Source organism: Rhodococcus sp. AW25M09 (genome assembly GCF_000333955.1).
Lineage (GTDB): Bacteria > Actinomycetota > Actinomycetes > Mycobacteriales > Mycobacteriaceae > Rhodococcoides.
On the sequence record NZ_CAPS01000044.1, the window covers coordinates 1 to 11,740 of the forward strand.

An 11,740-nucleotide genomic window follows, 5' to 3' on the forward strand; every position below is an offset into this window, starting at 1 on the left:
GACCTTGACGCTCGACCAGGTCCGTCCGCTCTGAGTCCTGGTTACCTTGAAGCACGGCCGATACTGGGCGCTCGCAGCCGCGTCCGTCGTCGTGGTGGTCTTCGGATCAGCGCAGGCGACGGGCGCGCTGTGGCGTGAAGAAAAAGTGATCAGTGGCGGCACTATCAACTCTGGCACCCTGGACATCAAGGTTGGGCCCGCGGGGGCCGAAGTGAACAATTACGTACTCGCGGCACTCGGATCGACGAACCTGGGACCGAACGGTTTTTCGCAGGCATCGCTGTCGATCCGAAACGCGGGCAACGTGCCTTTCAACTACCGCTTGCAGGGAACTACTTTGACCGGTGCGGTACCACTCACGCTGACGGCGACATTGGTGACGTCGGCGGCGCAATGCCCCACCACAGGTGCGCCGACAGGCTCGACGACGGTCCTCTACACCGGAAATGCCAGTGGCGCACAGGCACCCACTGCCCCCGCGGCGCGACTACTGGCCGCAGGCGTGAACGAGGTGTGGTGCTTTCGGCTTGCTGCCGGCGCTGACCCGCCCCAGATTCAGACGTCGACGGTGGCGTTCTCGTTCAGAGCGGATCAGACATGAGCGCGGGCGACGATACCGAGGTAATCCCTCCAGTCGCAACGGAGGACGAGCACACCGGCGTCCTGTGGTGGGTGAATCGGGTTGTCTCGTACACACTGTTGGCCGTCATGCTGTTCGTTCTGGCTGTGACGATCGTGATCCCACTGGTCAGCGGGTCGACTCCGTACACGATCCTCACCGGGTCCATGCGGCCCACCTATCCACCCGGAAGCCTCGTGGTGGTCAAACCCGCCGATGTCGCCGAGCTCCGAGTCGGAACGCCGATCACCTATCAGATCCGTTCCGGTGAACCCGATGTGGTGACGCACCGAATCGTCGCTACGCGGCAGAGCGGGCGGGGCACTACGACGTACATCACGCGCGGTGACAACAACGGTGCCGACGACGAAAACCCGGTGCAGGTGGGTCAAATTCGCGGCAAGGTCTGGTACTCGGTCCCGTACATGGGGTACGTCAACAATTGGCTCAACGGTGAGCAGCGGAAGATCACGGTGACGGTCATCGTCATCGGTTTGGCGGGCTATGCACTGTTCATGTTCGTCGGTGCCGGACTGGATCACCGCAAGCAGCGGAAGGGGTCACGATCGTTATGAGTCACAGCACGACGGTGGCCTCGGGCGCTGTATTCGCGATGCTGGTGGTCGTATTGCTCATCGGTGCCGGTCCTTCTCGTCCGTTGCAGTCCGTCAGCTACAGCAGCGACGGTCAGACGTGGCTGCCTGCTCTGCCCGATTCGTTGTTCAACAAGGACATTCGCTGGGTTCCCGGTGACATACGAAGTTCTACGTTTCACGTGTTCAACCACACCGAGGAGGACGGTCGCGTGCAGTTGATCATCGACAGCGACGATCCTGCGTTCGGTCGAGCGCTCGTCGTCTCGATCGACGGGGTCGAGTCCTCGCCGGAGTGTGTATCGCTCGTCGTTGCTGCCGGCGAGAAGCGCCGCGTCGACGCCACTGTCGGGATGACTGTCGACGCCGGAAACGAAACCCAGAAGTCCACGGCAGGTGTCGATCTGGTGGTTCAATGGGACAATCAGGACACCGCCCCTTGCCTCGCTGCGGCAGGTATCGGCGGCCGCGATCAAAGGGAAGGGGCGCAGCCCTGATGGCGCGTCACGGTAGCGGTTTCGGCCCTTCGAGCGTCCTGCGCCGAATCGGCCTCGCGCTCATCAGTGCTCGTGCCCGGGCCATCATGTCGATCGGCATCGTGTTGGGGTTGGGCGCGGTGGGAACACTGGCCTCATGGTCCGACAGTGCCACTGCGACTTCCGGGGTTTTCACGACCGGAAAAATCGACATCAAGCTGGGAAACCCAGCGGAGGACAACGACCCGTTGGCCTTCAAAACTTCAATGAAGAAAGTTGATCTTTTTCCGAACGACACGCGTTCAGCGAACTTGATCGTTTCGAACTCGGGAAGTGTTGGATTCACCTACTCGATCATGGCCACGGTCATTAGCACCACGGGATTGGGCACCCTTCTCAACTCCTCGGTCTACCTGGGTTCTGCCGATGGTACGAACACTGGATGCAGTGGCACGCTGCTATCTACAGTGACCGGACTTTCCACGCCGCAAACGTTTTCACATCAGGATCGATCAATCGTGGGCCAAGGCACCACGCTTCCACTGCCGGCACCCGTGACCGAAGGTCTCTGCTTCGTTGTGAAGATGGTCGGTGCTGCGCCGTCCACTCCCGCAACCGGCACCATCACCTACACCCTCACTGCGACGTCGAGCTAGTCATGTCGGATATTGTCGACGGCTCTGCGCCGACTGCTACCCCGCGATCTCGAGCTCGGCTCTATCGCGAAATCGCTTTGAGCGTAGGGGCATTCGCCGGGTTGATCTGTGTGCTGTTCGCTCTTGCCGCGGTCTTCCTCGGAATCACTCCGCTGATCTTTCGGTCCGGGTCGATGGCACCGGCCATCGAGACCGGCGCACTGGCACTGAGCAAGAAGACGCCCGCCACGGAGATTCAGGTCGGGGACATCGTCAACGTCACCAATGCAGCGGGCAACGGCATCACCCACCGAGTGATCGAGATCGGGGCAGTGGGGACCGACAGCGCCCAGCTGATTCTCCAGGGCGACGCGAACTCCGATGCCGACGTGGAAACGTACATAGTCAGTGAAGCCGGACGAGTGATCTTCAGCGTTCCGAAACTCGGCTACGCGGTGACCTGGCTCAGCGGACCAGTCGCGGTTTTCCTCGGCGGAATCCTCGTCGGGGTCCTGTTGATGTTGGCGTTCAGACCCGAAAGTCGCCGAGAGGCCGAGCCGGATGGAGTGCAACCAGAGGGAGCACCACGCCCGCGACACAGCAAATCTCCGCTGACCGTCGTTCTTGCCATTGCGGCGGTGAGCGCCGTGGGAATCTCTGCATCGAACACTCCGACAACTCTTGCAGCGGGAGTGGATACGGCAACGGCATTGAGTGGCACCTTCACCACAGCTCCGCCGCTGCTGCCGCCTACCTCTCTCACGTGCGCCAATTCTGGACTTTCGCAAGCAAGGCTGTCCTGGCCGACCGCGGGAACCGGGTACACCTACCAATACGTGATGAGGCTAAAAGGGTCGAGCACTATTGTGGCAACGGTTCCGATCGCGGCGAGTCAGCTATCGGTGACGATCGTCAACGGAGCGCTGATCAACATCGGCGCGCTCGATGGTGTCTACACGTACAAAATGCAGACCGTATCGGGCAGTCATGTATCTGCTGAAGGGCCATCGAGAGACATCAAACTCGTTCCTGGGCTTGTTGTTCTTGGTGTTTCGGTGTTGCCCTCTGCTAGCTGCGACCCGACGGCTGGAACGTCTTCTGTTACCGCCGGTGCGGCTGCCCGCAGCGCCCCGCAGGCCCTCACGGTTGAACCACCGAGCATCACCTCGACGTCGCCTATCGCTACCACCGACACGGCCAAGCCCGAAGCCACGACCTCATCCGCTACGACGCCCGAAACCACGACACCCGAAGGCACGACGCCAACGGAAGCGTCCACCACCACGGAAGCACCCAGCACTACCACGGAAGCGCCCAGCACTACCACGGAAGCGCCCACGACAACGACGGAATCACTCACCACCACCCCGCCCGCACCGGTCGACTTGATCACCCCCCAGTCTTCTCCGTCTGGTGCGTCGACTGCCAGGGTTGTCGATATCGACGGCGCTCAGACTCTGCAGATCGTCGACACCACCGGCGCAGTTCAGTACAGCGCCCCCGCCACGTCCAGTGACGCCTACGGCTACGGCGTCCAGTGGTCTGGGGATCAGTTGTGGCTACTCGGCCCGGATCAACTGGTTTGGCTCGACGGAACTGGCGGTTCGTGGTCGCGGACGGTGATCGATCCGGCGGACACGGATCAGATTCCGGCAGACATTCTCGCGCTACTGCAATAGCGCTCATCTACATATATGTCCGAATTGGTCTGCGCCGACCCGTGTGAATGTGGATAATTGTCTTCACGTACAGCGACGGAGGGCCGGTCGATGACTGAGAATTACAATGGATTGGAAGTTTTCAGCTACCAATTCGATCGCTTCGCATACGAACATCCGTGGATCGGCGCGCAGGTCGGTGAATTCATGCTCGGGCCAGAAGGCGGGGGAATGCTGGAATTCGCGAGAGCCACCGTGTTCGCGCTGCCCGAAGGTGGTGCGCACGAGGTGCACGGTCCTATCGTCGACTGGTACCTCGGCCACGGGGGACCCTATGGCGCACTTGGCTATCCGATCAGCAATGAGCGTCCGACGCCCACCGGTTCCGGTCGGTACAACCTGTTTCAGCGGGGAGCTATCGGTTGGTTGCCTGATGAGGGTGCTTTCATAATCGGTGGTCGGCACGAGGTGTCCGCGGTCGACGGCTCTATGCCGTCCCTCGGAGTTTCTGCCTGAATAGATTCTTCCGGCCTGTTTCGGACCACTTATTCGGTCGGGAAGTCCGAATGGTCCCGATGGTATTTCAGAACAACGTCGGCTCGTCGAATCCCGGTACACCTTCTATGCCGAGAATTCGCTGTTTGGTATTTGCCCCACCCGGAGCCGAGAAGCCGCCGACTTCCGTACCCGCGCCGAGCACTCGATGGCACGGAACGATGATCGGCACAGGGTTCCGGCCGAGCGCCCCGCCGACAGCTTGTGCCGCGCCGGGATGGCCGAGCCTGCGAGCGATCTCGCCGTACGTGAGCGTCGCGCCTCGGGGAATTGCACTGCAGCCCGTGTACACCGAGGCATCGAACTCCGAGACGTCGAGAACCAGCGGAATCGGACTCATATCGACCGCCCGGCCGTCGAGGAGCCCGGAGATGCGATCTATCGCGTCGGCGGCCAGGTCAGGAGTGGAGCCTGCGAAACGACCCAAATTGTCGACCGGTCCTTCAGCGGCCCCGAAGCCGGCCAGGTATTCCATCATTGCCTCGTCGGAAGGCTCGGGCAGTGCGACGGCGATGACCCCGTCCTCGGTCCACGCAAGACCGCAGCGGCCGATGGCAGTGTCGAAGAGCGTGTAGCTCGGCATTGCTCCAGTATCCGCCGGAACTACTCTAGCAGTCCAGTCGATCCGAGAATGGACTTGAAAGTTCGATGCCAGTGGGCTGATACTGGGGAGCATGGCCTCGAGAGTCCTCAATGCAACGTCACTGGCCCGCGATCTCGGTAGCTGGCGCGGCGACGCGTCCGCGGATGGATCCGGTAAGCGCAAGGCCTCGCGTCCGACGTATCGAGCCCTGGCAGACGGAGTCCGTCTGCTCATTCACGACGGCCGTATTCCGCTCGGCGTCGGCCTGCCGAGCGAGCGCGACCTGTCTGCGGCGCTCGATCTGAGCCGCACCACCATCACGTCCTCGTATTCGGTGTTGCGCGACGAGGGGTACTTGATCAGCCGGCAGGGCTCGCGCAGCACCGTGGCCTTGCCTACCGCGCCTACGCCGAACGGATTGTTGATTCAGTCGACGTCGCCGTCCGGACCGGTGGTGGACATGAGTCACGCAGCGATGTCGGCGGCGGACGGCACCATGACGGCCGCGTACGAGTCTGCGCTGCAAGCACTTCCGACGTACTTGCCGACGCACGGCATGGAACCCATAGGTTTGGCTGTGCTGCGAGAGGCCATCGCTCGACGCTTCGTCGAACGTGGCCTGCCGACTACCGCTGATCAGATCATGGTCACTTCCGGTGCGCAGCAAGCGGTTCGGCTGCTGCTGGGCACCTTGACCTCGCCCGGTGATCGCGTCCTGATCGATCACCCCACGTATCCCAATGCGCTCGAGGCCATCCGGCGCGTGGGTGCCCGGCCGGTGCCGGTACCGGTGCGCCCTGCCGACGGAGACTGGGACCTGGAGGGAATCCGCAGTGCAGCAAGGCAAACGGCGGCCAAGGTGGCGTATCTGATTCCGGACTTCCACAACCCCACCGGGCAGGTGCTCGATGCCGAAGGCCGGGCCGAACTCGCCCGCATCACCCGAGACACCCGGATGACGCTCATCGTGGACGAGACCATGGTGGACCTCTGGCTCGACGCCCCACCGCCGCCTCCGGTGGCGTCGTTCGGTCGAGTCTCCGGCTCGGACATCGTCACGATTGGCTCGGCATCGAAGTCGTTCTGGGGTGGCCTCCGCATCGGGTGGATCAGGGCACATCCGTCGTTGGTCTCGCAGCTCGCCGGTTCGCGCGCGGCCCACGATCTCGGCACCTCGATCATGGATCAACTGGCGTCCTCGTTTTTGCTACAGGACGCGGAACCGGCCCTGGAGCTGCGGCGGAAGCAACTGCGTGAGCGTCGTGATGTGCTCGAAGACGCTCTGGCCGAGCATGTTCCGGACTGGCGATATCGACGCTCCGAGGGCGGCATGTCGCTGTGGTTGCAGCTGCCGGCTCCGGTGTCCAGTGCGTTGGCCGCCACCGCTCCGGCATTCGGAGCGGTTCTGGCAGCGGGCCCGCGGTTCGGCGTCGAGGGTGCCTTCGAGCGCTACCTCCGGCTGCCGTACACCCGCGAGCCGCAAGAACTTCGGGCTGCGGTGGTGGCTACTGCCGCAGCGTATCGAGCCTTGGCCCCGAGCGCCGATTCGGAGCAGCCTGCCCTGGTGTTCTGACGCGGGAAATCAGGCCCAGACCGACGCGATGTCGGTCGCGGCGGAGGGCGGTGGCGTCGGGACTCCGTTCTCGGTGCGGGAGAACCGCGGTGCCGGACGGTGCTGCGTGACTCCGCCGACGTCGATGAGCGAGTCACGATCCTTCATGTGTGGGTGGTTCGGGGCCTCGGCGAAGGTGAGGACCGGCGACACGCACGCGTCGGTGCCGTCGAAGATCCCGGCCCACTCGTCGCGAGTCTTGGACAGGAATGTGGTGGTGAACTTCTCGCGCAGTTCGGGCCAGCGCGACTTGTCCATCTGCGACGGCAGGTCCGCGTCGGTGAGGCCGAGGCCGGTGAGCAGCTGGGCGTAGAACTGCGGCTCGAGCGAGCCGACTGCCATGTATCCGCCGTCGGAGGTCTCGTAGGTGTCGTAGAACGGCGCGCCGGTGTCGAGCAGGTTGGTGCCGCGCTCGTCGCTCCAGGCTCCGACGCCTCGCCACGCCCAGATCATGTGCGACAGTGCGGCAGTGCCGTCGACCATGGCTGCGTCGACCACCTGTCCCTGCCCGGAACTCTGTCGTTCGTAGAGCGCCGCCATGATGCCGAAGACGAGAAACATCGAGCCACCGCCGAAGTCGCCGACCATGTTCATCGGCGGCACGGGCCGCTCACCCGCACGGCCGATCGCGTTGAGAACTCCGGTGACGGAGATGTAGTTGATGTCGTGGCCGGCGGTCTGCGCCCACGGGCCTTCTTGTCCCCAGCCGGTCATCCGGCCGTAGACCAGGCGCGGGTTGCGGGCCAAGGCGTCGTCGGGTCCGAGTCCGAGGCGTTCGGTGACGCCGGGGCGGAACCCCTCGATCAGCACGTCTGCGCGTTCGATCAGGCCGAGCACCTTCTCGATGTCGGCGGGGTCCTTGAGGTTGGCCTCGACGATGGTGCGGCTGCGTAGCTGGTGGTCGTCGGGAGAGATCTGTCCGGCGCGCTGGACCCGAACGACGTCTGCGCCGAGGTCGGCCAGCAGCAATGCTGCGTGCGGGCCGGGACCGATACCTGCGAGCTCGACGACTTTGAGCCCCGCGAGTGGTCCACCAGTGTTCGACACGTTGTTGCCTCGTTCCGACTCGTCAGCTGCGAATGTGAATGGAGACTAACTTGTACTAGGGCGTCCAACCAATCGGGGTGTGGATAATGGGGCTGTGACTGCCCCAGATCCCGTCCGTATCGGTACTCCGCTGACCCCCGGGGCTACCCGGGTGATGCTGCTCGGGGCAGGTGAGCTGGGCAAAGAGGTGATCATCGCGTTCCAGCGCCTCGGTGTCGAGGTGCTCGCCGTCGATCGCTACGACAATGCTCCCGGCCATCAGGTGGCTCATCACGCGTTCACCATCGACATGAGCAACCCCGAAGAGCTGCTGGCGCTGATCGATTCGCAGCAGCCCGACTTCGTGGTTCCGGAGATCGAGGCCATTGCCACCGATGCGTTGGCCGAGGTGGAAAGCAGGGGCCGGACGGTCGTGATTCCGACGGCCAGAGCAACCCAGTTGACCATGAACCGCGAGGGCATCAGACGTCTCGCGGCCGAGGAGCTCGGGCTGCCCACGTCGCCCTACGCATTTGCCGATTCGCTCGACGATGTTCGACAAGCGCTGTCCACCATCGGCTTTCCGGCCGTCATCAAGCCGGTCATGTCGTCGTCGGGTAAGGGTCAGTCGGTCGTTCGCGGCGAGGCCGACGTCGAGGCCGCTTGGGAGTACGCCCTCGCGGGAGGCCGCGTCGATCTCGGTCGCGTCATCGTCGAGGGTTTCGTCGATTTCGATTACGAGATAACGCTTCTCACTGTCCGCGGGGTGGACGGCACCTCGTTCTGTGAACCGATCGGACACCTTCAGCAATCAGGTGACTACATCGAGTCGTGGCAGCCGCAACCGATGTCCGACGCGGCCCTGGCGGGTGCCCGCGACGTCGCCGAGCGCATCACGACGGCGCTCGGTGGACGCGGGCTCTTCGGCGTCGAGCTGTTCGTTCAGGGCGACACCGTGTACTTCTCCGAGGTCAGTCCCAGGCCGCACGATACTGGCTTGGTAACGCTTCGCACGCAACGGTTCTCGGAGTTCGAGCTGCATGCTCGTGCGATCCTCGGTCTGCCGATCGACACGACGCTCATCTCGCCCGGTGCGTCGGCGGTGATCTACGGCGGCGTCGATGCGGACGGCATTTCCTTCGAGGGCGTCGCCGATGCATTGGCGGTCCCCGAGACCGACCTGCGCCTGTTCGGTAAGCCGACCAGTTTCGTCCGGCGTCGGATGGGCGTCGCGGTATCGACGGCGTCGGACATCGAGACGGCGCGGAGCAGGGCCCGCGAGGCAGCGGGGAAGGTTCGGCCCACCGTCTGATTGCCGCGTCCACGACCCGGGCAGTGCACACTGAGTCCATGAGCACGCTCGGAGAAGTCCTGGTCGGCCTGGTGATTCTGGTCGGCCTCGTCGGCATCGTTTTGCCGATTCTGCCCGGCACCATTTTGATCTTCGCTGCCGTCGCAGTGTGGGCATGGCTCACCGGCGGAGTGGCCGCCTGGACGGTGTTCGCGATCGCGACGGTACTGCTGGTGGTCAGTGGCGTCGTGAAGTACACGTGGCCGGGCCGGCGCATGCGAGAGGCGGGTGTGCCGATGCGATCGCTGATGGTCGGCGGTCTGCTCGGCATCGTCGGATTCTTCGTCATCCCCGTGGTCGGACTGCTCATCGGCTTCATCGGCGGCGTCTACGTGGCCGAAGTACCGAGGCACCGCAACCATTCGGAGGCCTGGCGATCGACGGTGCACGCCACCAAAGCTGCCGGGTTGTCGATTCTGGTGGAACTGTTCGGTGCGCTACTGGCGTCCGCGGTGTGGCTCGGGGGAACCGTACTCGTCTGAACCGCTAGGAGACCCGATACCAGGCCCGGGCATTACCGTCGAGCACGGCCGGTAGGTCGCCGCCGACGGCGTGAGAAATGATGTCGATGTCGTTCTCCGAGAACGGGCGCGGGGCGCGAGTGCCCGGCAGGTCGGTGCCGAACATCAACGCCTCGGGGTTGACCCGATGAATCTTCTGCAGCGTGTCGGCAATGTCCATGTCCACCCGTCCGAATCCCGTTGCCTTGACGCGTACTCCGCGGTCGACGAGGTCGAGGAGATACGGCAGACCCTGCGTCGACAGGCCCAGGTGATCGATACTCACGGCCGGTAGCTTCGCGAGAATGGGTTCGAGCGAGAGCAGCAGGGAGGCATCGACGTACAGTTCGGCGTGCCACCCGACCAGATCGTGGACCCGCCGCGCCTGAGTGGTGAGCATCTCGACGTCGGTCTCACCGCGTTTGAGGTTGAACCGCATTCCGCGCACCCCGGCGTCGTGCAGCGCGATGATGTCCTCGTCGGAGCACTCGGGATCGATCTGAGTGACGCCCACCCAGCCGCGGCCCAGCCTCTCCAGAGCAGCCAACAGAAAGCTGTGGTCGATGCCCTGAAACGATCCCGACACCACCGCACCGCCGGTGATGCCGAGTCCGTCCACGTCGTACAGATAATTCGAAACGGTGTAGGGATCGGGCAGAAATCCGTGGTTCTCGATCAGCGGAAAGCGGGGGTCGATGATGTGCAAGTGGGCGTCGAACACGGGTCCCAGCATGCCAGCTCACGCATTCACGGGCGCGACCCCCTGCCGCGGTGTTTCAATGCGAAACATGAAACCGGAGACCACTGTCGTTCTCGACGGATACACGTATTTCGAATGTCCACGTTGGCACGAGGGAAGGATCTGGGTGTCGGACTTCTATTCCCATCGCGTCGTGTCCGCCCTCGAAGACGGGTCCGACGTCCGAGTCGAAGCCGAGGTGCCCCATCAGCCGTCGGGCCTGGGCTGGTTGCCCGACGGCCGACTGCTGATCGTGTCGATGCGCGACTACAAGCTGCTGCTGCGCGAGCACGACGGTTCGCTGACCGTGCACGCCGACCTGTCCACGTACGTGAAGGCGAACCTCAACGACATGCTCGTCGACGCGCAAGGTCGCGCGTACATCGGGAACTTCGGGTTCGATCTGATGAACTTCGCTCCCGTAGAGACGGCCGATCTGATTCGCGTCGACCCGGACGGCTCTGCCCACGTCGTGGCATCGGATCTGTATTTCCCGAACGGAATGGCGTTCACCGATTCGGGCCAACTGCTCGTGGACGAGACGGTAGGCAACCGAGTCAGTGCTTTCGACATCGCCGAGGACGGGTCACTTGGGGAGCGGCGTGACTGGGCGAGCTTCGGTGCGACGCCGTCGTCGACCGACATGGCCGAGGCCATGAGTGAGGTGAAGGTGGCCGCCGACGGCTGCTGCATCGACACCGACGGCACGATGTGGATCGCCGACGCGCTGGGGCAGCGAATTCTGCACGTCAAGCAGGGCGGGGAAGTTCTGGAGCAGCTCGATTTCGATCTCGGGGTCTTCGCCTGCGGACTCGGAGGATCCGACGGCCGAACGCTGTTCGTCTGCGCTGCACCGGATTTCAACGAACATCAGCGCAAAATCGAAACCGAGGGAAAGTTGCTGGCGGTTCGCGTGTAGTGCGCTCCGCGCATGTGAGTGGAAATTCGTAGTCCACTACGAATTCCCACTCACATGCGGCGCAGCCGCTCTAAGCCTTGTCGGGCTCGGATGCCTTCAGCATGTCTTCGCGTTCGACGACCTTGACGCGTTCGCGTCCTTCTTCTTCGCCGAGGGAGCGTTCGTGTGCGTCGAGGCGGTACCAGCCGTCCCAGGTGGTGAACGGAACCTGCTTGGCTTCGAGGAACGAGGTGACGGCGTCGAGATCGGGTTCGGTGGCACCGGCGAAGCTCGGTGCGTCTTCGAGGAGGTTGGCGACGGTTTCGTTGGCGTCGCCCTTGGTGTGTCCGATGAGGCCGACGGGTCCGCGTTTGATCCAGCCGGTGACGTAGGTGGCGGGAACCGGTGTGGTCGAGTGCGGCGACTCGACGACGCGTCCGGCCTCGTTGGGGATGGTGCCGGCTTGTTCGTCGAACGGGAGTTGGCTGATGTTTT

13 protein-coding genes and 1 pseudogene are annotated in these 11,740 nt (G+C 63.6%); 10 read left to right on the top strand and 4 right to left on the bottom strand.

Annotation, left to right across the window (positions count from 1 at the left end):
* The first annotated feature begins 46 nt into the window (after positions 1-46).
* The 6 genes from RHODMAR_RS08055 (at position 47) to RHODMAR_RS08080 (ending at position 4,497) form a co-directional block, all read left to right on the top strand.
* Complete coding sequence (locus RHODMAR_RS08055; RefSeq protein WP_042938423.1) at positions 47-601, top strand: hypothetical protein; 555 nt, start codon at positions 47-49, stop codon at positions 599-601.
* Complete coding sequence (locus tag RHODMAR_RS08060) at positions 598-1,194, top strand: signal peptidase I (protein WP_008713288.1); 597 nt, start codon at positions 598-600, stop codon at positions 1,192-1,194. The genes RHODMAR_RS08055 and RHODMAR_RS08060 overlap by 4 nt, the downstream gene beginning before the upstream one ends.
* Positions 1,191-1,709 carry a hypothetical protein gene (locus tag RHODMAR_RS08065; RefSeq protein WP_008713290.1) on the top strand — a complete coding sequence of 173 codons (519 nt, stop codon included), beginning with the start codon at positions 1,191-1,193 and terminating at the stop codon, positions 1,707-1,709. Before RHODMAR_RS08060 ends, RHODMAR_RS08065 begins: the two co-directional genes overlap by 4 nt.
* Positions 1,709-2,344, top strand: coding sequence for a SipW-dependent-type signal peptide-containing protein (locus RHODMAR_RS08070; RefSeq protein WP_008713292.1), 636 nt, complete (start codon positions 1,709-1,711; stop codon positions 2,342-2,344). The genes RHODMAR_RS08065 and RHODMAR_RS08070 overlap by 1 nt, the downstream gene beginning before the upstream one ends.
* 2 nt (positions 2,345-2,346) lie before the next feature.
* Positions 2,347-4,002 (top strand): signal peptidase I, encoded by a 1,656-nt coding sequence (locus RHODMAR_RS08075; RefSeq protein ID WP_081605936.1) that lies wholly within the window; start codon positions 2,347-2,349, stop codon positions 4,000-4,002.
* Between the two features lie 90 nt (positions 4,003-4,092).
* Complete coding sequence (locus tag RHODMAR_RS08080) at positions 4,093-4,497, top strand: LGFP repeat-containing protein (protein WP_008713296.1); 405 nt, start codon at positions 4,093-4,095, stop codon at positions 4,495-4,497.
* A gap of 67 nt (positions 4,498-4,564) precedes the next feature.
* Here RHODMAR_RS08080 and RHODMAR_RS08085 read toward each other — a convergent pair whose 3' ends face one another.
* Positions 4,565-5,119, bottom strand: coding sequence for a methylated-DNA--[protein]-cysteine S-methyltransferase (locus RHODMAR_RS08085; protein WP_008713297.1), 555 nt, complete (start codon positions 5,117-5,119; stop codon positions 4,565-4,567).
* Positions 5,120-5,210: 91 nt separating this feature from the next.
* Here RHODMAR_RS08085 and yczR point away from each other — a divergent pair, with 91 nt between their 5' ends.
* Positions 5,211-6,692: a MocR-like transcription factor YczR gene (gene yczR / locus RHODMAR_RS08090; protein WP_008713299.1), complete on the top strand. Its 1,482-nt coding sequence runs from the start codon at positions 5,211-5,213 to the stop codon at positions 6,690-6,692.
* 9 nt (positions 6,693-6,701) lie between these two features.
* Here yczR and RHODMAR_RS08095 read toward each other — a convergent pair whose 3' ends face one another.
* The gene (locus RHODMAR_RS08095; protein WP_008713301.1) at positions 6,702-7,778 is read right to left on the bottom strand and encodes a CaiB/BaiF CoA transferase family protein; all 1,077 of its coding nucleotides are present in this window, start codon (positions 7,776-7,778) and stop codon (positions 6,702-6,704) included.
* Between the two features lie 154 nt (positions 7,779-7,932).
* Here RHODMAR_RS08095 and purT point away from each other — a divergent pair, with 154 nt between their 5' ends.
* Together purT and RHODMAR_RS08105 are read left to right on the top strand one after the other, a co-directional pair.
* Complete coding sequence (gene purT / locus RHODMAR_RS08100) at positions 7,933-9,069, top strand: formate-dependent phosphoribosylglycinamide formyltransferase (protein ID WP_008713303.1); 1,137 nt, start codon at positions 7,933-7,935, stop codon at positions 9,067-9,069.
* Positions 9,070-9,107: 38 nt separating this feature from the next.
* A complete protein-coding gene (locus tag RHODMAR_RS08105; protein ID WP_008713305.1) occupies positions 9,108-9,590 on the top strand; it encodes a DUF456 domain-containing protein in 483 nt (160 codons plus the stop codon).
* A gap of 4 nt (positions 9,591-9,594) precedes the next feature.
* Here the strand turns inward: RHODMAR_RS08105 and RHODMAR_RS08110 are convergent, their stop codons facing one another.
* Positions 9,595-10,329, bottom strand: a complete 735-nt coding sequence (locus tag RHODMAR_RS08110; RefSeq protein ID WP_198289416.1) for an amidohydrolase family protein — start codon at positions 10,327-10,329, stop codon at positions 9,595-9,597.
* Positions 10,330-10,396: 67 nt separating this feature from the next.
* Here RHODMAR_RS08110 and RHODMAR_RS08115 point away from each other — a divergent pair, with 67 nt between their 5' ends.
* Positions 10,397-11,266: an SMP-30/gluconolactonase/LRE family protein gene (locus tag RHODMAR_RS08115; RefSeq protein ID WP_232433598.1), complete on the top strand. Its 870-nt coding sequence runs from the start codon at positions 10,397-10,399 to the stop codon at positions 11,264-11,266.
* A gap of 70 nt (positions 11,267-11,336) precedes the next feature.
* On the opposite strand, the pseudogene RHODMAR_RS08120 reads toward RHODMAR_RS08115, so the two are convergent.
* Positions 11,337-11,740, bottom strand: a pseudogene (locus tag RHODMAR_RS08120) (pyridine nucleotide-disulfide oxidoreductase); the annotation flags it as partial.